The sequence below is a fragment of the Pseudomonas sp. GQ91 genome, assembly GCF_059758795.1.
Genome location: NZ_JCAXED010000008.1, coordinates 118,200 through 142,762, shown reverse-complemented (window position 1 = coordinate 142,762; position 24,563 = coordinate 118,200). Strand labels below are relative to the sequence as shown.

23 protein-coding genes are annotated in these 24,563 nt (G+C 59.7%); 13 read left to right on the top strand and 10 right to left on the bottom strand.

The genetic code is table 11. The annotated features are described in order from the left end of the window. Positions 1-140 precede the first annotated feature (140 nt). From AC6CIA_RS14040 to sdhC, 4 genes are read right to left on the bottom strand one after another with little or no spacing between them, the layout of a single operon-like run. Positions 141-845 (bottom strand): succinate dehydrogenase iron-sulfur subunit, encoded by a 705-nt coding sequence (locus tag AC6CIA_RS14040; RefSeq protein ID WP_034118919.1) that lies wholly within the window; start codon positions 843-845, stop codon positions 141-143. Positions 846-856: 11 nt separating this feature from the next. Beyond that, positions 857-2,629 carry a succinate dehydrogenase flavoprotein subunit gene (sdhA, locus tag AC6CIA_RS14035; RefSeq protein WP_016979563.1) on the bottom strand — a complete coding sequence of 591 codons (1,773 nt, stop codon included), beginning with the start codon at positions 2,627-2,629 and terminating at the stop codon, positions 857-859. 3 nt (positions 2,630-2,632) lie between these two features. Next, positions 2,633-3,001: a succinate dehydrogenase, hydrophobic membrane anchor protein gene (sdhD, locus tag AC6CIA_RS14030; protein ID WP_498312799.1), complete on the bottom strand. Its 369-nt coding sequence runs from the start codon at positions 2,999-3,001 to the stop codon at positions 2,633-2,635. Next, a complete protein-coding gene (gene sdhC / locus AC6CIA_RS14025) occupies positions 2,995-3,369 on the bottom strand; it encodes a succinate dehydrogenase, cytochrome b556 subunit (protein ID WP_084381145.1) in 375 nt (124 codons plus the stop codon). The genes sdhD and sdhC overlap by 7 nt, the downstream gene beginning before the upstream one ends. A 362-nt stretch (positions 3,370-3,731) precedes the next feature. Here sdhC and gltA point away from each other — a divergent pair, with 362 nt between their 5' ends. Then, positions 3,732-5,021, top strand: coding sequence for a citrate synthase (gltA, locus tag AC6CIA_RS14020; protein ID WP_084381146.1), 1,290 nt, complete (start codon positions 3,732-3,734; stop codon positions 5,019-5,021). Between the two features lie 242 nt (positions 5,022-5,263). Here the strand turns inward: gltA and AC6CIA_RS14015 are convergent, their stop codons facing one another. The 3 genes from AC6CIA_RS14015 to AC6CIA_RS14005 form a co-directional block, all read right to left on the bottom strand. Further along, on the bottom strand, positions 5,264-6,922 hold the full coding sequence (locus AC6CIA_RS14015; protein ID WP_498312797.1) for a cation acetate symporter: 1,659 nt from the start codon (positions 6,920-6,922) through the stop codon (positions 5,264-5,266). After that, positions 6,919-7,230, bottom strand: coding sequence for a DUF485 domain-containing protein (locus AC6CIA_RS14010; protein WP_498312795.1), 312 nt, complete (start codon positions 7,228-7,230; stop codon positions 6,919-6,921). The genes AC6CIA_RS14015 and AC6CIA_RS14010 overlap by 4 nt, the downstream gene beginning before the upstream one ends. A 400-nt stretch (positions 7,231-7,630) precedes the next feature. Beyond that, on the bottom strand, positions 7,631-8,482 hold the full coding sequence (locus AC6CIA_RS14005; protein ID WP_498312793.1) for a glycine betaine ABC transporter substrate-binding protein: 852 nt from the start codon (positions 8,480-8,482) through the stop codon (positions 7,631-7,633). 273 nt (positions 8,483-8,755) lie between these two features. On the opposite strand from AC6CIA_RS14005, the gene AC6CIA_RS14000 reads away from it, so the two are divergent. Then, positions 8,756-10,315: a glycoside hydrolase family 17 protein gene (locus AC6CIA_RS14000; protein ID WP_498312791.1), complete on the top strand. Its 1,560-nt coding sequence runs from the start codon at positions 8,756-8,758 to the stop codon at positions 10,313-10,315. Positions 10,316-10,322: 7 nt separating this feature from the next. On the opposite strand, the gene AC6CIA_RS13995 is transcribed toward AC6CIA_RS14000, so the two are convergent. Beyond that, positions 10,323-10,691 (bottom strand): hypothetical protein, encoded by a 369-nt coding sequence (locus AC6CIA_RS13995; RefSeq protein ID WP_498312790.1) that lies wholly within the window; start codon positions 10,689-10,691, stop codon positions 10,323-10,325. A 236-nt stretch (positions 10,692-10,927) separates the two neighbouring features. Between AC6CIA_RS13995 and AC6CIA_RS13990 the strand changes: the two genes are divergently transcribed. Together AC6CIA_RS13990 and AC6CIA_RS13985 are read left to right on the top strand one after the other, a co-directional pair. Further along, complete coding sequence (locus AC6CIA_RS13990) at positions 10,928-12,226, top strand: serine/threonine protein kinase (RefSeq protein ID WP_498312788.1); 1,299 nt, start codon at positions 10,928-10,930, stop codon at positions 12,224-12,226. After that, on the top strand, positions 12,219-13,007 hold the full coding sequence (locus AC6CIA_RS13985; RefSeq protein WP_339528717.1) for an MlaA family lipoprotein: 789 nt from the start codon (positions 12,219-12,221) through the stop codon (positions 13,005-13,007). Before AC6CIA_RS13990 ends, AC6CIA_RS13985 begins: the two co-directional genes overlap by 8 nt. A 58-nt stretch (positions 13,008-13,065) precedes the next feature. Here the strand turns inward: AC6CIA_RS13985 and AC6CIA_RS13980 are convergent, their stop codons facing one another. Then, complete coding sequence (locus AC6CIA_RS13980) at positions 13,066-13,980, bottom strand: DUF808 domain-containing protein (protein WP_498312786.1); 915 nt, start codon at positions 13,978-13,980, stop codon at positions 13,066-13,068. A gap of 134 nt (positions 13,981-14,114) precedes the next feature. Between AC6CIA_RS13980 and AC6CIA_RS13975 the strand changes: the two genes are divergently transcribed. Then, positions 14,115-14,720: a TetR/AcrR family transcriptional regulator gene (locus AC6CIA_RS13975; RefSeq protein WP_498312785.1), complete on the top strand. Its 606-nt coding sequence runs from the start codon at positions 14,115-14,117 to the stop codon at positions 14,718-14,720. A 195-nt stretch (positions 14,721-14,915) separates the two neighbouring features. Next, positions 14,916-15,374 (top strand): REP-associated tyrosine transposase, encoded by a 459-nt coding sequence (locus AC6CIA_RS13970; protein ID WP_498312784.1) that lies wholly within the window; start codon positions 14,916-14,918, stop codon positions 15,372-15,374. A gap of 118 nt (positions 15,375-15,492) precedes the next feature. Here AC6CIA_RS13970 and AC6CIA_RS13965 read toward each other — a convergent pair whose 3' ends face one another. Further along, positions 15,493-15,933, bottom strand: coding sequence for a GlcG/HbpS family heme-binding protein (locus AC6CIA_RS13965; RefSeq protein ID WP_498312782.1), 441 nt, complete (start codon positions 15,931-15,933; stop codon positions 15,493-15,495). A 243-nt stretch (positions 15,934-16,176) separates the two neighbouring features. On the opposite strand from AC6CIA_RS13965, the gene gcl reads away from it, so the two are divergent. The 7 genes from gcl to AC6CIA_RS13930 all read left to right on the top strand — a co-directional run bounded on the left by gcl (position 16,177) and on the right by AC6CIA_RS13930 (position 24,558). Continuing rightward, positions 16,177-17,952 carry a glyoxylate carboligase gene (gene gcl, locus AC6CIA_RS13960; RefSeq protein ID WP_498312780.1) on the top strand — a complete coding sequence of 592 codons (1,776 nt, stop codon included), beginning with the start codon at positions 16,177-16,179 and terminating at the stop codon, positions 17,950-17,952. A gap of 71 nt (positions 17,953-18,023) precedes the next feature. After that, entirely contained in the window at positions 18,024-18,806 is a 783-nt protein-coding gene (gene hyi, locus AC6CIA_RS13955) for a hydroxypyruvate isomerase (RefSeq protein WP_498312778.1), read from the top strand. A 150-nt stretch (positions 18,807-18,956) separates the two neighbouring features. Then, the gene (locus AC6CIA_RS13950) at positions 18,957-19,847 is read left to right on the top strand and encodes a 2-hydroxy-3-oxopropionate reductase (protein ID WP_498312776.1); all 891 of its coding nucleotides are present in this window, start codon (positions 18,957-18,959) and stop codon (positions 19,845-19,847) included. Between the two features lie 176 nt (positions 19,848-20,023). Then, complete coding sequence (locus tag AC6CIA_RS13945; protein WP_498312774.1) at positions 20,024-21,304, top strand: glycerate kinase type-2 family protein; 1,281 nt, start codon at positions 20,024-20,026, stop codon at positions 21,302-21,304. Next, positions 21,294-22,709 (top strand): pyruvate kinase, encoded by a 1,416-nt coding sequence (gene pyk / locus AC6CIA_RS13940; RefSeq protein WP_498312981.1) that lies wholly within the window; start codon positions 21,294-21,296, stop codon positions 22,707-22,709. The genes AC6CIA_RS13945 and pyk overlap by 11 nt, the downstream gene beginning before the upstream one ends. Before the next feature lie 120 nt (positions 22,710-22,829). After that, positions 22,830-23,702 (top strand): urea transporter, encoded by an 873-nt coding sequence (locus AC6CIA_RS13935; protein ID WP_498312772.1) that lies wholly within the window; start codon positions 22,830-22,832, stop codon positions 23,700-23,702. A 31-nt stretch (positions 23,703-23,733) separates the two neighbouring features. Further along, positions 23,734-24,558, top strand: coding sequence for an ion transporter (locus tag AC6CIA_RS13930; RefSeq protein WP_498312770.1), 825 nt, complete (start codon positions 23,734-23,736; stop codon positions 24,556-24,558). Positions 24,559-24,563: the final 5 nt, after the last annotated feature.

The following is a 24,563-nucleotide window of genomic DNA, read 5'->3' as shown; positions in this document are numbered from 1 at the left end:
AATGCCCCTGCTTGTCTCATTTCTTCAAAATAAGAGCCACGGCTTTGTAAGTCGCTGCTCAAGTTAAAACTACGGCGCCGGTTGAAGCCTGCGCCGCAGCATCTACGGGCACAACGGTCCTGCTTTTACTACAACGTCAGTTACACGCCGCTCTGCAGCAGCATGTTACGGATGTGACCAATGGCCTTAGTCGGGTTCAGGCCTTTGGGACATACGTTGACGCAGTTCATGATCCCGCGGCAGCGGAATACGCTGAACGGGTCATCGAGTGAAGCCAGACGCTCGGACGTCTTGGTGTCACGGCTGTCTGCCAGGAAGCGATAGGCTTGCAGCAGGGCAGCTGGACCCAGGAACTTGTCCGGGTTCCACCAGAAGGACGGGCACGAAGTCGAGCAGCAAGCGCACAGGATGCACTCGTACAGACCGTCGAGCTTCTCGCGCTCTTCCGGGGACTGCAGACGCTCGATGGCCGGAGCCGGCGTGTCGTTCTGCAGGAACGGCTTAACTTTCTCGTATTGCTTGTAGAAGATGCTCATATCGACGACCAGGTCACGGATAACCGGCAAACCTGGCAGAGGACGAACGATCAGCTTATTGCCTTTGACGACAGCGGACAGTGGCGTGATGCAGGCCAGGCCGTTCTTGCCGTTGATGTTCATGCCGTCGGAGCCACAGACACCCTCACGGCAGGAGCGACGATAGGAGAAACCTTCGTCCTGCTCTTTGATCAGGGCCAGCACATCCAGCACCATCAGGTCTTTACCACCGGTATCGACCGAGAATTCCTGCATGAACGGCGCAGCGTCCTGATCAGGGTTGTAGCGATAAACACTGACTTTCAACATGGCAGCCACCCTTAGTAAGTCCGAATCTTCGGTTCAAACGTCGGAACCGTCTTCGGCGAGAAGTTCACGGCACGCTTGGTTACGCGCTTGTCACCCGGGAAGTACAGGGTGTGGCACAACCAGTTTTCGTCATCGCGATCTTCAAAGTCTTCACGGGCGTGAGCACCACGGGATTCCTTACGAACCTCGGCGGCGATCGCCGTCGCTTCAGCCACTTCCAGCAGGTTTTGCAGCTCAAGGGCTTCGATACGAGCGGTGTTGAACGCCTGGCTCTTATCGTTGATCTTGACGTTGGCGATACGCTTGCGCAGGTCAGCCAGCTGGGCAATACCCTTCTGCATGTATTCGCCGGTACGGAATACACCGAAGTAGTTCTGCATGCAGCTTTGCAGCTCGCGACGCAGGGTTGCCACGTCTTCGCCATCAGTGCGCTCATTCAGGGCGTTCAGGCGTGCCAGTGCGGCTTCGATGTTGGCGTCGGTGGCGTCATCGTATTCGATGCCGTCGGTCAGCGCCTTTTCCAGGTGCAGGCCGGCAGCGCGGCCGAATACCACCAGATCGAGCAGCGAATTGCCGCCCAGGCGGTTGGCACCGTGAACCGATACGCACGCCACTTCGCCTACCGCGAACAGACCATGAATGATCTCGTCCTGGCCTTCGGCGTTCTGGGTGATCGCCTGGCCATGAATGTTGGTCGGCACGCCGCCCATCATATAGTGGCAAGTTGGAACAACCGGAACCGGAGCAACCACCGGGTCAACGTGGGCAAAGGTCTTGGACAGCTCGCAGATACCTGGCAGGCGGCTGTGCAGCACTTCTTCACCGAGGTGATCGAGTTTCAGCAGTACGTGGTCGCCATTCGGGCCACAGCCGTTGCCGGCAATGATTTCCTTGACCATCGAACGGGCCACGACGTCACGACCGGCAAGGTCTTTCGCGTTCGGAGCATAACGTTCCATGAAACGCTCGCCATGTTTGTTGATCAGGTAGCCACCTTCACCACGGCAGCCTTCGGTCACCAGTACACCAGCGCCGGCGATACCGGTCGGGTGGAACTGCCACATTTCGATGTCTTGTACCGGTACGCCAGCACGCAGTGCCATGCCGACGCCGTCGCCGGTGTTGATCAGGGCATTGGTGGTCGACGCGTAGATACGACCTGCACCGCCGGTGGCCAGAACGGTAGCCTTGGCGCGGATGTAGGTGGTTTCACCGGTTTCGATGCAGATGGCGATCACACCGACGAACTCGCCTTGCGCGTTCTTGACCAGGTCAACCGCGTAGTACTCGTTCAGGAACGTGGTGCCGGCTTTCAGGTTGCCCTGATACAGCGTGTGCAGCAGCGCATGACCGGTACGGTCGGATGCGGCGCACGTACGGGCAGCCTGGCCGCCTTTACCGTAATCCTTCGACTGGCCGCCGAATGGACGCTGGTAGATACGACCCTGTTCGGTACGGGAGAACGGCAGACCCATGTGGTCCAGCTCGAACACCGCAGCCGGGCCTTCCTGACACATGTACTCGATAGCGTCCTGGTCACCGATGTAGTCGGAGCCCTTGACGGTATCGTACATGTGCCAGCGCCAGTCATCGTTCGGATCCGCGGAAGCGATGGCACAGGTGATGCCACCCTGGGCCGATACGGTGTGGGAACGGGTCGGGAACACTTTGGTGATCACGGCCGTCTTGTGACCACCCTGGGCCAGCTGCAGCGCTGCGCGCATGCCGGCGCCGCCGCCACCAATAATGATGGCGTCAAAAGAAATCGTTGGAATGTTAGCCATGAATCAGATACCCCAGAGAATCTGCACACCCCAGACGAAGTAAGCGAACATTGCAACGCCGCATACTGCCTGGAAAAGGAAACGTATTGCAGTCGCGGACTTGCCCAGCGCCATCGGCGTCAGGTAGTCGGTCGCGATGGTCCACATGCCGACCCAGGCGTGAGCGCCCAGGGCTACAAGGGCCAGCAGACTGAAGATACGCATTCCGTTGTGGGAGAACAGACCGTGCCATTGAGCGTAATCAATGCCAGGGTTTGCAACGAGGTACCCGATCAGGAAAATGAAATAAGCCGCGAGAACGACCGCAGACACGCGTTGTGCCATCCAGTCATAGAGGCCCGAACGCGACAGATTCGTAACGCTGGTTACCATATCCAAACTCCCGCAAGAACGATTACCACCACGGAAACGGCGATAACGATTTTCGAGCCCAGCTTGCCGCCTTCCAGCGTCTCACCGATACCCATGTCCATGATCAAGTGGCGCACACCGGCCACCAAGTGATACAGCAGAGCGGACAGGAGGCCCCACGCCACGAACTTGGCCAGCGGACTGGTCATGCATGCCTTCACCTCGGCATAACCTTCCTCGGAACCCAGGGATTTGCTCAATGCGTAAAGCATGATGCCCAAGCCCAGGAAGAGGATGATGCCGGAAACACGGTGCAGGAATGACGTTACGCCGGTGATGGGGAGTTTGATGGTCCTTAGGTCTAGGTTTACAGGTCGTTGGCTATTCACGGCTTTTTTTCACACTGAAGAGCCCCTAACAATCAGGGCAAAGTTGTTGGGGAGTGCACTGGTCAGGTAACCACCACCCAGGGATGCGACCCCCATCAGAACGGGCCCAAAAGCCCCTGGCGGTCGGAGGCCGAGTATAGACAGTTAGGCTACTAATGACAACGCGCACTCCTCACCCTAATAGCTGATTGCGCTGACGACATAAAAGGCGTAAACGGCAGTCAATTTCGAGGAAAAAGTAGGGTTAAAGCCTTCTGGAGCAAGACTTTAGGCAAATTGACATCTGAATTTATCTCACTATAGTGGTGCGGGCCCTGCGTGGGGGGTCTGTCTGATGATTTGAAGCATAAATAGGAGGCCACATGGCTGACAAAAAAGCGCAGTTGATCATCGAGGGCGCAGCCCCCGTCGAGCTGCCCATTTTAACCGGCACCGTGGGTCCCGATGTTATCGACGTGCGGGGCCTGACGGCCACGGGCCGTTTTACATTTGACCCTGGCTTCATGTCGACTGCCTCTTGCGAGTCGAAGATCACCTATATTGATGGTGATAATGGCATTTTGCTGCACCGCGGCTATCCGATCGAACAGCTTGCAGAGAAATCGGATTACCTGGAAACCTGCTACCTGTTGCTAAATGGCGAATTGCCAACAACCGAGCAAAAAGCCCAGTTCGTCAGCACCGTGAAGAATCACACCATGGTGCATGAACAGTTGAAGACCTTCTTCAACGGCTTCCGTCGCGACGCCCACCCGATGGCGGTCATGTGCGGCGTAGTCGGCGCCCTGTCGGCCTTCTATCACGACTCCCTGGACATCAATAACCCGCAGCATCGCGAAATTTCCGCGATCCGCCTGGTTGCCAAGATGCCAACCCTGGCCGCAATGGTTTACAAGTACTCCATGGGTCAACCCATGATGTACCCGCGCAACGACCTGACGTACGCGGAAAACTTCCTGCACATGATGTTCAACACGCCGTGCGAGATCAAACCGATCAGCCCGGTGCTGGCCAAGGCCATGGACCGGATCTTCATCCTCCACGCCGACCACGAACAGAATGCCTCCACCTCTACCGTCCGCCTGGCAGGCTCTTCGGGTGCCAATCCGTTCGCCTGTATCGCCGCCGGTATCGCCGCACTCTGGGGCCCGGCCCACGGCGGTGCGAACGAAGCCGTCCTGACCATGCTCGATGAAATCGGCGATGTGTCCAACATCGACAAGTTCATCGCCAAGGCCAAGGACAAGAACGATCCGTTCAAGTTGATGGGCTTCGGTCACCGGGTCTACAAGAACCGCGACCCACGCGCCACCGTCATGAAGCAGACCTGCGACGAAGTGTTGAAGGAACTGGGCATCAACAACGATCCGCAACTCGAACTGGCCATGCGCCTGGAAGAGATCGCCCTGACCGACCCGTACTTCATCGAACGCTCGCTGTACCCGAACGTCGACTTCTACTCGGGGATCATCCTCAAGGCGATCGGCATTCCAACAAGCATGTTCACCGTGATCTTCGCTCTGGCGCGGACCGTAGGCTGGATTTCCCACTGGAAGGAAATGCTCTCCAGCCCGTACAAGATTGGCCGCCCGCGCCAGCTGTACACCGGCTACGAGTCGCGTGACATCACCAAGCTGGAAGACCGCAAGTAAGCATGTAACTGCTTGGCTGCACCGAATACGGCCTCCCCTGTGGAGGCCGTTTTTATTTGTGTTGTCCGCCATACCGCTTTCGCGAGCAAGCCCGCTCCCACATTTGACCGAGTACATCCTTTGGAATACGGTCGAATGTGGGAGCGGGCTTGCTCGCGAAAGCAATGGTCCGGCCACCCAAAACTCCAGGCAAAAAAATGCCCCGGCCTTTCGACCGGGGCATTTCCTGTTCAGCTACACCCTCAGTGGTTAACCGCCCCACTCGCTCCCAGGCCAGTCTGCGAACGCACAAACTGCGGGAAGTACAGCGCACGCTCTTTCTCTGCCGCCGCCGACTTGTCGGTGATGGAGAAGAACCAGATACCGACGAACGCAATGATCATCGAGAACAGCGCCGGGTACTCATACGGGAAGATGGCTGTTTCATTGTGCAGGATCGAGACCCAGATGGTCGGACCGAGGATCATCAGGCCGACGGCACTGACCAGGCCCAGCCAGCCGCCAATCATGGCGCCACGGGTGGTGAGGTTTTTCCAGTACATGGAAAGCAGCAGCACCGGGAAGTTACAGCTCGCGGCAATGGAGAACGCCAGGCCGACCATGAACGCAATGTTCTGGCTCTCGAACAGGATGCCCAAGCCAATCGCCAGCACCGCCAGGGCAATGGTGGTGATCTTCGAGACGCGAATCTCATCCTTGTCGTTGGCCTTGCCTTTCTTGATCACGCTGGCATACAGGTCATGGGACACCGCGGAAGCACCGGCCAGCGTCAGGCCGGCAACCACCGCGAGGATGGTGGCAAACGCCACAGCCGAGATGAAGCCCAGGAAGATACTGCCACCCACCGCGTCAGCCAAATGCACCGCCGCCATGTTATTGCCGCCCAACAGAGCGCCTGCCGCATCCTTGAACGCCGGGTTGGTGCTGACCAGCAGAATCGCGCCGAAGCCGATGATAAAGGTCAGGATATAGAAGTAACCAATGAAGCCAGTGGCGTACAACACGCTCTTGCGCGCTTCCTTGGCGTCACTCACGGTGAAGAAGCGCATCAGGATATGCGGCAAGCCCGCGGTGCCGAACATCAGCGCCAGCCCCAGGGAAAGCGCCGAAATCGGATCCTTCACCAGGCCACCCGGGCTCATGATCGCTTCACCCTTGGCGTGAACCTTGATCGCCTCGGAGAACAGCGTGTTGAAGTCGAAGTTGACGTGCTTCATCACCATCAGCGCCATGAAGGAAGCACCGGAGAGCAACAGCACCGCCTTGATGATCTGCACCCAAGTGGTCGCCAGCATGCCGCCGAACAGCACATACAAGCACATCAGGATACCGACCAGGATCACCGCGACATGGTAGTCAAGACCGAACAGCAGCTGGATCAGCTTGCCCGCGCCGACCATCTGCGCGATCAGGTAGAACGCCACCACCACCAGCGAACCACAGGCCGACAGGCTGCGGATCTGGGTTTGCCCGAGACGATACGAGGCCACGTCGGCAAACGTGTACTTGCCCAGGTTACGCAGGCGCTCGGCGATCAGGAACAGAATGATCGGCCAGCCCACCAGGAAGCCGATCGAGTAGATCAGGCCATCGTAGCCGGAGGTGAACACCAGCGCGGAAATCCCCAGGAAGGACGCCGCCGACATGTAGTCGCCGGCAATCGCCAGGCCGTTCTGGAAACCGGTGATCTTGCCGCCGGCCGCGTAGTAATCGGCCGCCGAGTTGTTGCGTTTGGACGCCCAGTAAGTGATGCACAAGGTGGCGCCGACGAACGCGACAAACATCACAATCGCCGAGATGTTGAGCGGTTGTTTCTGGACTTCGCCGGTCAATGCTTCCGCCGCCCAGACGGCAGGAGCAAAGAGCGAAGCGCCGATTACAGCCAATAGACGCCGGATCATTGCGCAGCCTCCTTGAGAATCGCATTGTTCAGGTCGTCGAATTCGCCATTGGCGCGTCGAACATAGATGCCGGTCAGGACAAAGGCCGAGACAATCAGCCCGATCCCGAGCGGGATGCCCCAGGTGATCGACGACTCAGGGCTGATCTTGGCCCCCAGCAAATGCGGTCCATAGGCAATCAACAAGATGAATCCGGCGTACAACCCAAGCATGATCGCCGAGAGAATCCAGGCGAACTTTTCCCTTTTTCTGACCAGCTCCTTGAAGCGCGGGCTGTTTTGAATCGAGAGGTAAATGCTGTCGTTCATTGTTTTTATCCTCGCAGCACAGCTTTTTATTATTGGAACAGTAGCCACTTTATGCGGCTTCGGCACAGGTTCCAGACGACCTTAGTCTTAGAGCGAGCTTAGCGAGGGTTCAGGAGGCGACAGAAACGATTAACGGGCGCGAGCTTTAGTGGGAGCTTTAGTGGGAGCTTTAGTGGGAGCTTTAGTGGGAGCTTTAGTGGGAGCTTTAGTGGGAGCTTTAGTGGGAGCTTTAGTGGGAGCTTTAGTGGGAGCTTTAGTGGGAGCTTTAGTGGGAGCGGGCTTGCTCGCGATGCGGGCGCCGCGGTGTATCAGAGACACCGAGGTGATGCTATCGCGAGCAAGCCCGCTCCCACACAAGCCCGTTCCCACACAAGCTCGCTCCTACAGTTACCGTGGGGTTTTATGGGGCGGTCCACTCGGCGACGCGCTCAGGGTGCTTGGCAACCCAATCCTTGGCGGCGACATCCGGCTTAGCGCCTTCCTGGATGGCCAGCATGACTTCACCGATTTCATCCTTCGAGGCCCACTGGAATTTCTTCAGGAACGCGGCCACTTCCGGCGCTTTCTTTTCCAGGCCCTTGCTGCCGATGCTGTTGACCGTCTCGGCAGCACCATAAATTCCTTTTGGATCGTCAAGGAAACGCAGTTTCCACTTGGCGAACATCCAGTGTGGCACCCAGCCGGTCACCGCAATGGAATCCTGCTTGTCTTCGGCGCGGGTCAATTCGGCGATCATCGCAGCGCCGGAACTGGCTTGCAGCTTGTAGTCCAGGCCGTACTGCTTGATGGCTTCATCGGTCTTGAGCATCACGCCCGAGCCGGCATCGATACCGACGATCTTGTTCTTGAATGTGGTGTCAGTCTTCAAGTCCTCAATGGACTTGGCCTTGACGTACTCCGGCACGATCAAACCGATCTTGGCGTCCTTGAAGTTGGGGCCGTAGTCGACCACCTTGTTCTTGTTCTTGGTCCAGTACTCACCGTGAGTCACCGGCAGCCAGGCCGAGAGCATCGCGTCGAGCTTGCCGGTGGCCACGCCTTGCCACATGATCCCGGTGGCGACCGCCTGCAGTTTCACGTCATAACCGAGCTTGGCCTTGATCACCTCGGCCGCCACATGGGTGGTGGCGACACTGTCCGACCAGCCATCCACATAGCCGATGCTCAGCGTTTTGCTGTCGGCGCTGGCCAGTGTGGAACTCATCGCAACTACCAGCGTGGCAGCTGCGCCCAAGAGTCGTCGCATCTTCATAGTGCTTCCCCGAAAGTGCTGCGCTCGACGGATGCCGAGCGACGTCAACCTGTTGTTATGTGGTGCACTTCGATAATCAACCTGCAGCCACCGGCGACCTGCTCTGACTACGACCTCAGGTAAGCAAGAAACGACATCACATAGCCAGCAACGCCATCCAGCAAAAAACGCCTGCAAAATCCGCCCGGACCTTGCATATCAACCGTACGCGATCCCCCTGAAAATACGCAAATACAGGTAAGATGCGCGGCTTCGCCCCCAGACGGCCTGACCATGCCAGCGACTGCCCGCTTCCCTGCCCTGCCTTATTTATTCGCATTGACCCTTGGCCTGTTCGCCCTCATGGGCTACTGGTACGGCCTCGGCCAGCCGGTGGCATTGCCGGATGTCGCCAGCGCCTCGCACAAGTTGCACTGCGCGTCCTACACGCCCTTCGACAAAGATCAATCGCCCTTTGACCAGCCGCTCACGTTGCGCCCCGAGCGCATGGACGCCGATCTGGCACTGCTGGCTACGCGCTTTGAGTGCATACGCACTTACTCCATGACCGGCCTTGAAGCGTTGCCCGACCTGGCGCGCAAGCACGGCCTGAAGCTGATGATGGGTGCCTGGGTCAACCGCAACCCGGTGGACACCGCCAAGGAAGTCGACTTGCTGATTGCCTCGGCCAACGCCAACGCAGATGTGGTCACCTCGGTAATCGTCGGCAACGAAACCCTGTTACGCAAGGAAGTCACCGCGACACAACTGGTGAGGCTGATTGAAAAGGTCAAGCGTCATATCCAGCAGCCCGTCACCTATGCCGACGTGTGGGAGTTCTGGTTGCAGCATCCGGAGATCGCCCCGGCCGTGGACTTCCTGACCATCCACCTGCTGCCTTATTGGGAAGATGACCCGGCGGGTATCGACCAAGCCCTGCGGCATGTCGGCGATATCCGTCAGACCTTCGGCAATCGCTTCGCGCCCAAGGATGTGATGATCGGCGAAACCGGCTGGCCCAGCGAAGGCCGCCAGCGCGAGACCGCGCTGCCGAGTCGGGTCAACGAAGCCAGGTTCATTCGTGGATTTGTTGCGATGGCCGAAGCCAATGGTTGGCAGTACAACCTTATAGAGGCCTTTGACCAGCCCTGGAAACGCGCCAGCGAAGGAGCAGTCGGCGGGTATTGGGGGCTGTTCGATGCCGATCGCCAGGACAAGGGCATCTTGGCCGGACCGGTGACCAATGTGCCGTACTGGCCTGTCTGGCTGGGCCTGGGCGGAATAATCCTGTTGGCTACGCTGGTGCTCGGCGGGCGTGTACGCAGCACCCGCGCGGCCTTGTTGTTGCCGCTGTTGGGCGCAGTAGCCGCGGGCTCGATGGGTTCCTGGGCCGAACTGACCCGCGTGACCGCGCGCTTCACCGATGAGTGGCTCTGGGCCGGCCTGCTGATGGTGCTGAACCTGCTGGTGCTGGCTCACGCCGCCCTCGCACTGAGTACCCGCCAGGGTTGGCGCGAACGCTGCTTCACCTGGCTGGAGCAGCGCGCCGGCTGGTGGGTGGCGATCGCCGGGTTTGCCGCTGCGGTGATGATGCTGGCGCTGGTGTTTGATCCGCGTTATCGCAGCTTCCCCAGCGCGGCCCTGCTGTTGCCGGCATTGGTGTACCTGCTGCGCCCGGTCAGTGGGCCACGCCGGGAGATTGCCCTGCTGACCTTCATTATCGGTGCCGGCATCGCCCCACAGTTGTACCGTGAAGGTTTGCTGAACCAACAGGCCTGGGGCTGGGCGTTGGTGAGTGTGCTGATGGTTGCGGCGTTGTGGCGCTGCCTGCGAGTGCGCAAGACCACAGGTTGACGCTCTGTCAGGCGGCCCGTTGCGCCCTGACAAGGCGCAAGCCTGCAATCACCAGCGCAAACACCGCAAAGCTGGTGTTGTACAACGCCAGCGCCGGTAATCCGAAGGCCAGCGCCAGTACCGCCAGGCCCCAACCGGCGCGCCCCGGCAACAAAAAACCCAGCACTGCGGTGATCAACGCGGCCCAGCCCATTACCTTGAAATGAATCATCAACCCCAGCTTCGCGCGTACCTGGCACTCCCAGCGGCTGGCTTCATCCGCGCAGATGCCAACCCATTGGCCGTGCTCCATAAACCCATAACGGGCGGCATAACTGGCGGCCAGCCATAAGGGCAAGGCAACGAGCAGCACAATCAACGGCAAACGGCGGGACATAGGGTGCTCCGATAGGCAAAAACGGCGCTCAGCTTAATCGTCCGGTTGCCGTTGGCAAGGTTTGTGCGCAGATAAGTGTTCAGTAACGCGCTCCAACGTGTATCGTCTAGCTACTATTACCCCGATTCCTACGTTTTTATCCGAATTTTCGTGCCGAAGGCTGGCACTTCGGCTGCAACGCGGTGGTCATAGCCTGCGAACTTCATTCAGCACGTTTCCTCTTTAGGGATTTAGTCATGCTCCGTTTCTTGCGCTGTGTTGCCCTCCTGGGCGGCCTTTTTCTGAGTGCGTCAGCACTGGCGGTCGACGTCGACCCGGCCAGCTATGGCTATCCTTTGACCAATCCGTTCGAAGCGACCATCGCCACCACGCCACCGGACCTGCGGCCGGACTTGCCGTCCGTCGACGACATCAACCAGTCCGACTACGACCTGACCATGCGTCCGGAGCGCGCATTCAGCCTGCCCGACAACTTTTGGTCAGTGAAAAAGCTGACCTACCGCATCGCCAAGCAGGACCGGGCAGCGCCGCTGATTTTCCTGATCGCCGGCACTGGCGCGCGCTTTGACAGCAGCATCAACGAATACCTGAAAAAGCTGTATTACAAGGCTGGCTACCATGTCGTTCAGCTGTCGTCGCCCACCAGCTTCGACTTCATCAGTGCCGCCTCGCGTTTCGCCACCCCCGGCATCACCCAGGAAGACGCCGAAGACATGTACCGCGTGATGCAGGCTGTGCGTGCGCAAAATCCCACGCTGCCGGTCACCGACTTCTACCTCACCGGTTATAGCCTGGGGGCGCTGGACGCGGCCTTCGTCAGCAAGCTGGACGAAACCCGACGCAGCTTCAACTTCAAGAAAGTGTTGCTGCTCAACCCGCCGGTCAATCTCTACACCTCGATCACCAACCTCGACAAGCTGGTGCAGACCGAGGTCAAGGGCATCAACAACAGCACCACGTTCTACGAGCTGGTACTGAACAAGCTGACCCGCTACTTCCAGGAAAAAGGTCACATCGACCTCAATGACGCGCTGCTCTACGACTTCCAGAACTCCAAGGAGCACCTGAGCAACGAGCAAATGGCGATGCTGATCGGCACCTCGTTCCGCTTTTCGGCAGCCGACATTGCCTTCACCTCGGACCTGATCAACCGCCGCGGCCTGATCATCCCGCCGAAATACCCGATCACCGAAGGCACCAGCCTCACGCCGTTCCTCAAGCGTGCGCTGCAATGCGACTTCGACTGCTACCTCACCGAACAAGTGATCCCGATGTGGCGCGCCCGCACCGACGGCGGCAGCCTGTTGCAACTGATCGACCAGGTCAGCCTGTACGCCCTCAAGGATTACCTCCACGACAGCCCGAAAATTGCCGTCATGCACAACGCCGACGATGTGATCCTCGGCCCCGGCGACCTGGGCTTCCTGCGTAAAACCTTCGGCGATCGCTTGACCGTCTACCCGTTTGGCGGCCACTGCGGCAACCTTAATTACCGCGTCAACGCCGACGCCATGCTGGAGTTCTTCCGTGGCTAAATTCTTCCTGCTTCTCGCTGCCTTGATGTGCGCAGGCGTGGCTAATGCCGACAACAGCAAAGCCCATACGCCGACCGTGGTCGACGAAGATGGCTTCAAGGAGCCCCTGAGCAAACTCAAGTTCAACCCTGGCCTGGATCAGCGCGAGTTCGAGCGATCGAGCCTCAACGCCCTCAACGTCTATGACCCGCTGGAGTCGTGGAACCGTCGGGTGTACCACTTCAACTACCGGTTCGACGAATGGGTGTTCTTGCCGGTGGTCGACGGTTATCGCTACGTCACGCCAAGTTTCCTGCGCACCGGGGTCAGCAACTTCTTCAACAACCTGGGTGATGTGCCCAACCTGTTGAACAGCCTGCTGCAACTCAAGGGGCATCGAGCCCTCGAAACCACCGGCCGCCTGCTGGTAAACACCACCCTTGGGGTCGCGGGCCTGTGGGACCCGGCCACGGCGATGGGCCTGCCACGCCAGAGCGAAGACTTCGGCCAGACCTTGGGCTTCTACGGTGTGCCCGGCGGGGCCTACCTGGTGCTGCCGATCCTTGGCCCATCGAACCTGCGGGATACCGGTGGCCTGCTCGTCGACTACAGCGCCGAATCGCAGATCAACTTCCTCAACGTGTCCGAGGTCAGCTCCAACCACCCGGAAGTCTGGGGCCTGCGCGCGGTGGACAAGCGTTACCAGACCAGCTTCCGCTACGGCCAGTTGAACTCGCCGTTCGAGTACGAGAAAGTGCGCTACGTGTACAGCGAATCGCGCAAACTGCAGATAGCCGAGTAATCCCGGAACACAAAAAAGGCCATTCGATTGAATGGCCTTTTTTTCATCGCGACAGACCTCAGGTCTTGAGGGTTTTCCAGGTTTTACCGAGCACACTGACCACCGCCAAGACCAACGCCCCGGCGATAATTCCGGCCACCGCATTCAACAATGTCGGCATCAGCCAGCTGATTCCACCGATGCTCTGGCTAACTGTCTCGATCCAGTGATGCACCACCGGGATACCATGGGTGAGAATTCCGCCGCCGACCATGAACATCGCCGCGGTGCCAATCACTGACAGGCTTTTCATCATGTACGGCGCGGTCCGCAGAATCCCGCCACCGATGCTGCGCGCTATCTGACCCGGCTTTTGCGTGAGCCACAGGCCCAGGTCATCCAGCTTGACGATACCCGCCACCAGGCCATACACACCCACCGTCATGACAATCGCAATACCCGACAGCACGATCACCTGTTGCATCAACGGCGCATCGGCCACCGTGCCCAGGGTGATGGCGATGATTTCTGCCGAAAGGATGAAGTCAGTACGGATGGCGCCCTTGATCTTGCCCTTCTCGAACGCCACCAAGTCCGTCGCGGGATCAGCCACCGCCTCGACCAGTTGGGCATGTTCGGCCTGTTTTTCAGCCTTGCTGTGCAGGAATTTGTGGGCGAGTTTTTCAAATCCCTCGAAACACAGATAAGCACCACCCAGCATCAGCAGTGGCGTCACTGCCCACGGCGCAAAGGCGCTGATCAACAGCGCGGCCGGCACCAGGATCAGCTTATTGATGAACGAGCCCTTGGCCACCGCCCATACCACGGGAATTTCCCGTTCGGCACGTACCCCCGAAACTTGCTGGGCGTTGAGCGCCAAATCGTCGCCGAGCACGCCGGCGGTTTTCTTGGCGGCCACTTTTGTCATCAACGCCACGTCGTCGAGCACGGCGGCGATGTCATCGATCAATAACAACAAGCTGCTTCCTGCCATGAATCAGGTGTCCTTCAGAAGAAATATGCGCGAGCATAGCGCGGCGCGGCGTGTCGCGGGCACATTCTTGAGGCTCGCGGATGGCCGGTGCTACCATGCGCAACCGCCTGTCTCGGCAAGGAACCCTCTGGTCCATGAGCACCATTCGCGAGCGCAACAAAGAACTGATCCTGCGGGCTGCCAGCGAGGAGTTTGCCGACAAGGGCTTCGCCGCGACCAAAACCAGCGACATCGCCGCCAAGGCCGGGCTGCCCAAGCCCAACGTTTATTACTACTTCAAGTCCAAGGAAAACCTCTACCGCGAGGTGCTCGAAAGCATCATCGAGCCGATCCTGGCCGCTTCCACGCCGTTCAACCCGGATGGCGACCCCAAGGAAGTGTTGAGCGGCTACATCCGCTCGAAAATCTGCATCTCCCGCGACCTGCCCTTTGCCTCGAAAGTGTTCGCCAGCGAAATCATGCACGGCGCGCCACATCTGAGCGCCGAGCAGGTCGGGCAACTTAACGCGCAGGCCAAGCACAACATAGATTGCATCCAGAGCTGGGTGGATCGCGGGCTGATTGCCGCGATTGACCCCAACCACCTGATGTTCAGCATCTGGGCCGCGACCCAGACTTATGCCGATTTCGATTGGCAGATCTCGGCGGTGACCGGCAAAGCCAAACTGGATGAGGCGGATTACGAAGCGGCGGCACAAACGATTATCCGGTTGGTGCTCAAGGGGTGTGAGCCCGACTGAGAGAGTGTGGTGCCTGGGCGCTATCGCACAGGGGTTCAGCGCCCGACACACTTCGTATGAACGCCGCACAATCAATGTGGGAGCGGGCTTGCTCGCGATAGCGCCCTCCCAGACACATCCTGCCAAAAGCCTGCCGATCAACCTCAGACACCCAGATCTAGCCTCTCAAGACATCATCTGAAGAGAGGCCATGGAATGCCTGATTTCCCTGCTTCACATCGCCTGCGCATCGGGCGGTTCAGCGAGCCGAGCCGCACCTACCTGATCACCACCAACATCCATGAACGTGTGCCGATATTCAGTGACTTTCGGTTGGGTCGCCTGGTGGTTTGGCAATTCAGACTCGCCCAGCATCAGGGGTTGGTGAACTCTTTGGCGTGGGTGGTAATGCCCGACCATTTCCACTGGTTGATCGAACTGCAAAAAGGTTCGCTGGGGGACCTGATGTGCCAGGTGAAATCCAAAAGCACCCGTAGCGTAAACGGCGCTACCGGGCGCAAGGGTCGATTGTGGCAAACCAGCTTTCATGATCGGGTACTGCGCAAGGAAGATGACCTGGTGAAAATGGCCAGGTATGTAGTGGCCAATCCCCTGCGTGCCGGGCTGGTGGAGCGAATTGGCGACTATCCGTTGTGGGATGCGGTTTGGGTATAATCGTGAACCGAGTTGGCCCTATCGCGAGCAAGCCCGCTCCCACATTTTGATCTGTGGACACAGTCAAAGTGTGGGAGCGGGCTTGCTCGCGAAGAGCCCCCGAACAGTCACTGCAAAATCAAGCAGGCACTCCTGCATCCGCCAGCAATCCCAGGCTTTCGATCGCACTGATCGCGCACTGCTCATCAATATCCGATGTATCGCCGCTGATCCCGATCGCCCCCATCACGCGTCCGGCCTGATCCCGAATCAGCACGCCACCCGGCGCCGGCACCACGCTGCCCTGCCCCAGGCTGTTCAACGCCGCAATAAATGCCGGCCGCTGCTGCGCATCCAACGCCAATAGGCGTGAGCCCTTGCCCAGGGCAATCGCACCCCACGCCTTGCCGATGGCGATTTGCGGGCGCAGCAGGCTGGCACCGTCTTCACGTTGCAAGGTAATCAAGTGTCCACCGCTGTCGAGTACCGCAATGGTCAGTGGCGCGGTCGAGAGGGTGCGACCCGCAGCGAGGGCTTGGTTGGCCAAGTTGACTGCGACGTTCAAGGTTATAGCGCTCATTGGGTGCCGTCCTTATTTTGTTATTGGAAAACCGAACACAACAAATAGAACACAATAGATTTATTTTTTGTATACAATATTTCGAAACATACGCACCACACGTCGAAATCCACGCGCTTGAAAGCCTTCCGACGAACGTAATGACCCGGGTACGAAATGGATTGACCTGTGCCGCTCGCCGTGAATACACTTTGAAGCAACACCACTTGTATACAATTACAAAACGCAAGAGGCACCAAAACCATGAGCAAAATGAGAGCAATCGAAGCCGCCGTCCTGGTGATGCGCCGTGAAGGGGTCGATACCGCCTTTGGCATTCCGGGCGCTGCGATCAACCCGTTGTACTCGGCCTTGAACAAGGTCGGCGGCATCGATCACGTCCTCGCTCGCCACGTGGAAGGCGCTTCGCATATGGCCGAGGGCTACACCCGCACCAAGGCCGGCAATATCGGCGTGTGCATCGGTACTTCGGGCCCGGCGGGTACCGACATGGTCACCGGCCTGTACAGCGCTTCGGCGGATTCGATTCCGATCCTGTGCATCACCGGGCAAGCGCCGCGGGCACGTATGCACAAGGAAGATTTCCAGGCAGTCGACATCACCAGCATCGTCAAGCCGGTGACCAAATGGGCGACCACCGTGCTGGAACCCGGCCAGGTGCCGTATGCGTTCCAGAAAGCCTTTTATGAAATGCGCTCCGGCCGTCCGGGCCCGGTGCTGATCGACTTGCCCTTCGATGTGCAAATGGCCGAGATCGAGTTCGATATCGACGCCTATCAGCCGCTGCCCCTGGCCAAGCCGCTGGCGACCCGTGTCCAGGTCGAGAAAGCCCTCGCCATGCTGGATCAAGCCGAGCGCCCGCTGCTGGTCAGCGGTGGCGGCGTGATCAATGCCGATGCCAGCGAACTGTTGGTGGAATTCGCCGAACTGACGGGTATCCCGGTGATCCCGACGCTGATGGGCTGGGGCACCATCGCCGACGATCATCCGCTGATGGTGGGCATGGTCGGTCTGCAAACCTCGCACCGCTATGGCAATGCCACGATGCTCAAGTCGGACGTGGTGCTGGGCATCGGCAACCGCTGGGCCAACCGCCACACAGGATCGGTCGAGGTTTACACCGAAGGTCGAAAATTCATCCACGTGGACATTGAACCTACGCAAATCGGCCGCGTATTCACCCCCGACCTGGGTATCGTTTCCGACGCAGGTGCGGCACTGACGATGTTTATCGAAGTCGCCCGTGAGTGGAAAGCCGCCGGCAAGCTCAAGGACCGCGGCGCCTGGCTCAACGACTGCCAGCAGCGCAAAGCCACCCTGCACCGCAAGACCCACTTCGACAACGTGCCGGTCAAGCCGCAACGGGTGTACGAAGAGATGAACCAGGTGTTCGGCAAAGACACCTGCTACGTCAGCACCATCGGCCTGTCACAGATCGCCGGCGCACAGTTCCTGCACGTCTACAAACCTCGGCACTGGATCAACTGCGGCCAGGCCGGCCCATTGGGTTGGACCATCCCGGCAGCGTTGGGCGTAGTCAAGGCTGATCCAAGCCGCAAAGTGGTGGCATTGTCCGGTGACTACGACTTCCAGTTCATGATCGAAGAACTGGCAGTGGGTGCGCAGTTCAAGCTGCCGTATATCCACGTGGTGGTGAACAACTCCTACCTGGGACTGATCCGTCAGGCGCAGCGCGGGTTTGAAATGGACTACTGTGTACAACTGTCCTTCGATAACCTCAATGCGCCTGAACTCAACGGTTATGGCGTCGACCACGTAGCGGTCGCCGAAGGCCTGGGCTGCAAGGCCTTGCGTGTATTTGAACCGGGCCAGATCCAGCCGGCATTGCGCCGCGCCCAGGAAATGCTCGAAGAGTTCAAGGTACCGGTGATCGTTGAGATTATTCTGGAACGGGTGACCAACATTTCCATGGGCACCGAAATCAACGCCGTCAACGAATTCGAAGACCTGGCGCTGGTGGGCAACGACGCCCCTACCGCGATTTCACTGCTCGATTGATGATGCTGGATTAAAGAGTGTGTGTTCCCGTGGTTGTGCACGGGAACGCTGACGTTTTTGAGGAGGCTCCCATGCCGCGTTTTGCCGCCAACCTGTCCATGCTGTTCACCGAACAGGATTTCCTTGCTCGCTTCAAAGCTGCAGCCGACGCCGGTTTCAGCGGCGTGGAATACCTGTTCCCGTATGAGTTCAGCTCTGCCGAAATCAAGGCACAACTGGACGCCCATGGCCTGACTCAAGTGCTGTTCAACCTGCCAGCCGGCGATTGGGCCAAGGGTGAACGAGGCTTGGCCTGCCACCCGGATCGTGTCGAGGAGTTCCGCGCCGGGGTCAGCCTGGCGATCGCCTATGCCCAAGTGCTGGGCAATACTCAAATCAACTGCCTGGCGGGAATCCGTCCACAGGGCGTCGATGAGGCGGTCGTGGAGAAGACTTTCGTCGACAACCTCAAATATGCCGCCGACAAACTGCAAGCGGTGGGCATCAAGCTGGTAATGGAAGCCATCAACACGCGCGACATCCCGGGCTTCTACCTCAACAACACCGCCCAGGCCCTGGCGATTCGCGAGCAAGTGGGCAGCGCCAACCTGTTCCTGCAATACGACATCTATCACATGCAAATCATGGAAGGCGATCTGGCCCGGACCATGGCCACGCACCTGCCGCAGATCAACCATATCCAATTGGCGGACAACCCAGGGCGTAACGAGCCAGGAACAGGCGAGATCAACTACCGCTTCCTGTTCGAACACCTGGACCGCATGGGTTATCAGGGGTGGGTTGGCTGTGAGTACAAGCCGCTGACCACCACTGAAGCCGGCCTTGGTTGGCTCAAGACCCACAACGCGATCTAAGCCACACCATAAAAACCTGTGGGAGCTGGCTTGCCTGCGATGCGGACACCACGATGCATCAGGCATACCCAGGTGATGCTATCGCAGGCAAGCCAGCTCCCACAGGGGGCAGCGCCAGACCTGCACAACTAATAAAAAGAGGATTTCTCCATGGCTAAAATCGGATTTATCGGCACCGGCATCATGGGTCAACCCATGGCCGCCAACCTGCAGAAAGCAGGCCACCAACTGTTTCTTTCCGAACATCACATCCAGGCCCCGGAAGCGCTGATCGCCGCCGGTGCCGTGGCGCTGGCCACCCCGCAGCAAGTGGCTCAGGAAGCCGAGTTCATCATCGTCATGGTGCCTGACACCCCGCAGGTCGAGGACGTGCTGTTCCGCGAAGACGGCGTCGCCGCCGGTCTGTCACCGAACAAAGTGGTGATCGACATGAGTTCGATCTCGCCGACCGCCACCAAGACCTTCGCGACAAAAATCAACCAGACCGGCGCACAGTACCTCGATGCCCCGGTGTCCGGTGGTGAAGTCGGCGCCAAGGCCGGGACCCTGAGCATCATGGTCGGCGGCGAGCCGGGCACCTTCGAGCGCGCCTTGCCGCTGTTCCAGAGCATGGGCAAGAACATCACCCTGGTGGGTGGCAACGGCGACGGCCAGACTGCCAAGGTGGCGAACCAGATCATTGTCGCCCTGAACATCCAGGCCGTGGCCGAAGCGCTGCTGTTCGCCTCGAAAAACGGTGCGGATCCAGCCAAGGTGCGTGAAGCGCTGATGGGCGGGTTTGCCTCGTCGAAGATTCTGGAGGTGCATGGTGAACGAATGATCAAGGGCACCTTTGATCCCGGTTTCCGCATCAACCTGCACCAGAAGGACCTGAACCTGGCCCTGGCCGGCGCCAAGGAACTGGGGATCAACCTGCCCAACACGGCCGGCACCCAGCAAGTCTTCAGTACCTGCAATGCGCTCGGTGGCGGCAACTGGGACCACTCGGCGCTGATCAAGGGGCTGGAGCATATGGCGAACTTCTCGATTCGCGATCAGTAAGTACACCTGCGATCCACCTTTGGAACGCGATCCAAATGTGCGAGCGGGCTTGCTCGCGATGGTTTTGCATTCAACATCCATGTTGACCGCTACACCGCTATCGCGAGCAAGCCCGCTCCCACCTTTGGATTCGGTTCCAAGGCTCACAATAACAAGAGTTCTCCGGGAGCCCACTTATGTCGGTCGATCCGCAACACCTGCTCCGTGAGCTGTTTGCCACAGCCATCGACGCCGCCCATCCGCGGCAAGTCCTTGAGCCCTATCTGCCCGCCGACCGTAGTGGTCGCGTGATCGTGATTGGCGCGGGCAAAGCCGCGGCGGCCATGGCGCTGGTGGTGGAAAACTGCTGGCAAGGCGAAGTCTCAGGCCTGGTCGTCACCCGGTATGGCCACGGCGCACCGTGCAAAAAAATCGAAGTGGTGGAAGCCGCGCACCCGGTACCGGATGCTGCGGGCCAGGCCGTGGCCAAGCGCGTACTGCAACTGATCAGCAACCTGAGTGAAGACGATCGCGTGATCTTCCTCTTGTCCGGCGGCGGTTCGGCCCTGCTGGCGCTGCCTGCCGCGGGCATCACCCTGGCTGACAAACAGAGTATCAACAAAGCCCTGCTCAAATCCGGCGCGACCATTGGCGAGATGAACTGCGTGCGCAAGCACCTCTCGGCCATCAAGGGCGGCCGACTGGCCAAGGCCAGTTGGCCGGCAACGGTCTACACCTATGCCATTTCCGATGTACCGGGCGACCAGGCCAGCGTGATTGCCTCCGGCCCGACCGTCGGCGATCCGAGCACCTCGCAACAGGCGCTGGCAATCCTCAAGCGTTACCAGATCGAAGTCCCGGCCACTGTGCGCGACTGGTTGCAGAGCCCGGAATCCGAGACCGTCAAACCCGGCGATGCGTGCCTGGCACGCAGCCATTTCCAGTTGATCGCACGCCCGCAGCAATCCCTCGAGGCCGTGGCGGTCAAAGTCCGCCAGGCCGGCTTCAGTCCGCTGATCCTCGGTGACCTGGAAGGCGAAGCGCGGGACGTGGCCAAGGTCCACGCCGGCATCGCCCGGCAAATCGTGCAACACGGTCAGCCACTCGCGGCGCCCTGCGTGATCCTGTCCGGCGGTGAAACCACCGTCACCGTGCGCGGCAATGGCCGTGGCGGGCGTAATGCCGAATTCCTCCTGAGCCTGACCGACAGTCTCAAAGGCCTGCCCGGCGTCTACGCCCTGGCCGGTGACACCGACGGCATCGACGGCTCCGAAGACAACGCCGGCGCAATCATGACGCCCGCCAGCTACGCCCGCGCCGAAGCCTTGGGCCTGTCGGCCAGCGATGAGTTGGACAACAACAATGGCTACGGCTACTTCGCGGCCCTCGACGGGTTGATCATCACCGAGCCGACCCGCACCAACGTCAACGACTTCCGCGCCATCCTGGTGCTCGAGAGCAATGAACATGACGCCTGACAAGAAAGTCAAAATCCTCGCCACCCTGGGGCCTGCCACCGACGACATTGATGACATCCGCGACCTGGTCGAGGCGGGGGTCAACATTTTTCGCCTGAACTTCAGCCACGGCGAGCACGCCGATCATGCCCAGCGTTATGCGTGGATTCGCCAGGTAGAACGGCAACTGAACTATCCCCTGGGCATCCTCATGGATTTGCAGGGGCCGAAGCTGCGGGTCGGACGCTTTGCCGAGGGCAAGGTGCAACTGGTGCGTGGCCAGGCCTTGCGGCTGGACCTGGATACGACGCCCGGTGATCAGCGGCGGGTCAACCTGCCCCATCCGGAAATCATCGCGGCCCTTGAACCGGGTATGGACCTGCTGCTGGACGACGGCAAGCTGCGCCTGCGAGTCACCCACAAATACAACGACGCCATCGACACCACCGTACTCAATGGTGGAGAACTGTCCGACCGTAAAGGCGTAAACGTCCCACAGGCTTTATTGGAGTTGAGCCCCTTGACCGCCAAGGATCGGCGCGACCTGAGCTTCGGTCTGGAGTTGGGTGTGGATTGGGTCGCGCTGTCCTTTGTGCAGCGTCCGGAAGACATTCGCGAAGCCCGCGATCTGATCGGCGACAAGGCCTTCCTGATGGCCAAGATCGAGAAACCCTCGGCCGTGCAACGTTTGCAGGAAATTGCCGAGTTGAGTGATGCGATCATGGTCGCCCGAGGTGACCTGGGTGTGGAGGTCCCGGCCGAAAGCGTGCCGCAGATCCAAAAAGACATCATCACCACCTGCCGCCAATTGGGTAAACCGGTAGTCGTCGCCACGCAGATGCTCGAATCCATGCGGTTCTCGCCGGCACCGACTCGCGCCGAAGTCACCGACGTGGCCAACGCCGTGGCCGAAGGCGCCGACGCGGTGATGCTCTCGGCGGAAACCGCTTCGGGTGAATACCCGCTGGAGGCCGTGCAGATGATGAGCAAAATCATCCGCCAGGTAGAGAACGGTCCGGATTACGCGACCCAACTCGATGTCAGCCGACCCAAGGCCGATGCCACGGTGTCCGACGCCATCAGCTGCGCGATCCGTCGGATCAGCAGCATTCTGCCGGTGGCAGTGCTGGTCAACTACAGCGAGTCCGGCACCTCCACGCTGCGCGCCGCGCGGGAGCGCCCGGCGGTGCCGATCCTCAACCTGACACCGAACCTCTGCACCGCCCGCCGCTTGAGCGTGGCCTGGGGCGTGCATTCGGTGGTCAATGACCGCTTGCGACAAGTCGATGAGGTGTGTTCCACGGCACTGGAAATTGCCCAGGCCCAAGGGATGGCAGAGCGCGGCGACACGCTGCTGATCACCGCGGGCGTGCCATTCGGCCAGCCAGGTTCGACCAACTCGTTGCGTATCGAAACGTTGATTTAGCGCCTGCCAGGGCCTCATCGCGAGCAAGCCCGCTCCCATATTTGACCCTGTTCGCGGATCAATAGGTGGGAGCGGGCTTGCTCGCGATGGGGGCAACTCGGTCCTACTGACTCCCCCACCATGCCCAATCCATCCTGCCCCGACTGGGCCGAAGCCCTGCTCAACGGTTTCAGCCAGATCTTCCTGCAACGTCACCCTGTGTGTGGCTTGCTTTGTCTGCTGGCGATATTGCTCTGCGCTCCGCCGTTGCTCGGCGGTGCGCTCCTGGGCGGGATCGCCGGCTTGCTCACGGCCCAGCGCCGGGACTATCCCAAGGCCGAGCGCCAAGCCGGACTCTATAGCTATAACGGCGTACTGCTCGGCTTGTTGATCAGCCAACACTGCGCCTGGTCGGCGCTGTTACCGCCGTTGATCCTGGCGTGCGGCGGGTTGAGCGCGATTCTCACGCGGCAATGGCTCAAACGTGCGAATAATCCGCATAACCTGCCCGCCTACACCGCGCCCTTTGTCGGCTTGGGTTGGCTGTTGCTCGGTGCCAGCCCGGCGTCGGCGCCAGCGGCGATAACCGTCGATGCCTGGTCATTGCTTGGCGCCCCGTTGACCGGTCTCGGCCAGATCATTCTGCTGGATCAGCCGCTGGCCGGCCTGCTGATCGCCCTGGGTCTGCTGCTGGCCAACCGTCGCGCGGCGCTCTGGGCGCTGATCGGCGCCAGCTTCGGTGTGCTGTTTGCCTTGCAGTCGGACCCCCCCGCCGCCCTGCTTGGCCTGCACAGCTATAATCCGGCGCTCGCGGCAGTGGCGCTCAGCCAATCGCGGCGGCAACCCTGGCTGCCGCTCTGCGGCATCTTCCTGGCAATCCTGCTGACGCCAGGCTTCGCCGCCTTGCACCTGGCAGCCCTCACCGCGCCGTTTATCCTCGCCTGTTGGCTGGTGCGCGCGACAGTGCGCATGATGCCCAGCGCCAACATGGACAGCCCGTTCGAATCCCCCTAGGCTTGCCCGATACTTGATTCAGGCGAACTCCATGCACAGCAACAACGACTGGCGCCAGCGGCTCTACGTAATAATTTTCCAGACCGACACGGTGGCCGGACGCCGATTCGACAGCACCCTGCTGCTGATCATCCTCTCCAGCCTGGTGGTGGTGATCCTCGACAGCATCGACGCGGTCCACCAGAACTACGCCAACGTGCTGGCCTACATCGAATGGGGCTTCACCCTCATCTTCGTCATCGAGTACGGGCTGCGGCTGTACTGCTCGCCCAAGCCACTGCGCTATGCCTTCAGTTTTTACGGGCTGGTGGACTTGCTGGCCATCGTCCCCGGCATCCTCGCGCTGTATTACAGCGACGCCCAATACCTGTTGATCGTGCGCATCATCCGCATGCTGCGGATCTTCCGTGTACTCAAGCTCAGCCCTTACCTCAAGCAGGCCAACTACCTGATGTCGGCGCTGCGGGGCAGCAAGCAGAAGATTGTGGTGTTCCTGGTCAGCGTCTGCACCCTGGTGACGGTATTCGGCACCTTGATGTACGTGATCGAAGGGCCGGAACATGGGTTCACCAGTATTCCCAAGGGTATCTACTGGGCCATTGTCACCCTGACCACCGTGGGCTTTGGCGACATCGTGCCGAAAACCGCGCTGGGCCAGGTTATCTCGTCGCTGGTGATGATTACGGGTTACTCGATCATCGCCGTGCCCACCGGGATTTTTACCGCTGAACTGGCCAACGCCATGCGCGGCGACCAACTGCTGCATGACTGCCCGGTGTGCAAAAAAACCAGCCACGAACCCAACGCCGCCTTTTGCTCACGCTGCGGGAATGGGCTGTACAAGAAAGTGGAATAAGCAAA

Excerpts from the sequence above, each read along its gene's own strand:
- AC6CIA_RS13995 (WP_498312790.1), bottom strand. The coding sequence starts at position 10,691 with ATGTCCCGCCGTTTGCCGTTGATTGTGCTGCTCGTTGCCTTGCCCTTA.
- AC6CIA_RS13950 (WP_498312776.1), top strand. The coding sequence starts at position 18,957 with ATGGCTAAAATCGGATTTATCGGCACCGGCATCATGGGTCAACCCATG.
- AC6CIA_RS13930 (WP_498312770.1), top strand. The coding sequence starts at position 23,734 with ATGCACAGCAACAACGACTGGCGCCAGCGGCTCTACGTAATAATTTTC.
- sdhD (WP_498312799.1), bottom strand. The coding sequence starts at position 3,001 with ATGGTAACCAGCGTTACGAATCTGTCGCGTTCGGGCCTCTATGACTGG.
- AC6CIA_RS14010 (WP_498312795.1), bottom strand. The coding sequence starts at position 7,230 with ATGAACGACAGCATTTACCTCTCGATTCAAAACAGCCCGCGCTTCAAG.
- gltA (WP_084381146.1), top strand. The coding sequence starts at position 3,732 with ATGGCTGACAAAAAAGCGCAGTTGATCATCGAGGGCGCAGCCCCCGTC.
- AC6CIA_RS13975 (WP_498312785.1), top strand. The coding sequence starts at position 14,115 with ATGAGCACCATTCGCGAGCGCAACAAAGAACTGATCCTGCGGGCTGCC.
- AC6CIA_RS13965 (WP_498312782.1), bottom strand. The coding sequence starts at position 15,933 with ATGAGCGCTATAACCTTGAACGTCGCAGTCAACTTGGCCAACCAAGCC.
- AC6CIA_RS14000 (WP_498312791.1), top strand. The coding sequence starts at position 8,756 with ATGCCAGCGACTGCCCGCTTCCCTGCCCTGCCTTATTTATTCGCATTG.
- AC6CIA_RS13980 (WP_498312786.1), bottom strand. The coding sequence starts at position 13,980 with ATGGCAGGAAGCAGCTTGTTGTTATTGATCGATGACATCGCCGCCGTG.
- sdhA (WP_016979563.1), bottom strand. The coding sequence starts at position 2,629 with ATGGCTAACATTCCAACGATTTCTTTTGACGCCATCATTATTGGTGGC.
- AC6CIA_RS14040 (WP_034118919.1), bottom strand. The coding sequence starts at position 845 with ATGTTGAAAGTCAGTGTTTATCGCTACAACCCTGATCAGGACGCTGCG.
- AC6CIA_RS13945 (WP_498312774.1), top strand. The coding sequence starts at position 20,024 with ATGTCGGTCGATCCGCAACACCTGCTCCGTGAGCTGTTTGCCACAGCC.
- hyi (WP_498312778.1), top strand. The coding sequence starts at position 18,024 with ATGCCGCGTTTTGCCGCCAACCTGTCCATGCTGTTCACCGAACAGGAT.
- AC6CIA_RS13970 (WP_498312784.1), top strand. The coding sequence starts at position 14,916 with ATGCCTGATTTCCCTGCTTCACATCGCCTGCGCATCGGGCGGTTCAGC.
- AC6CIA_RS14005 (WP_498312793.1), bottom strand. The coding sequence starts at position 8,482 with ATGAAGATGCGACGACTCTTGGGCGCAGCTGCCACGCTGGTAGTTGCG.
- pyk (WP_498312981.1), top strand. The coding sequence starts at position 21,294 with ATGACGCCTGACAAGAAAGTCAAAATCCTCGCCACCCTGGGGCCTGCC.
- AC6CIA_RS13990 (WP_498312788.1), top strand. The coding sequence starts at position 10,928 with ATGCTCCGTTTCTTGCGCTGTGTTGCCCTCCTGGGCGGCCTTTTTCTG.
- gcl (WP_498312780.1), top strand. The coding sequence starts at position 16,177 with ATGAGCAAAATGAGAGCAATCGAAGCCGCCGTCCTGGTGATGCGCCGT.
- AC6CIA_RS14015 (WP_498312797.1), bottom strand. The coding sequence starts at position 6,922 with ATGATCCGGCGTCTATTGGCTGTAATCGGCGCTTCGCTCTTTGCTCCT.
- AC6CIA_RS13935 (WP_498312772.1), top strand. The coding sequence starts at position 22,830 with ATGCCCAATCCATCCTGCCCCGACTGGGCCGAAGCCCTGCTCAACGGT.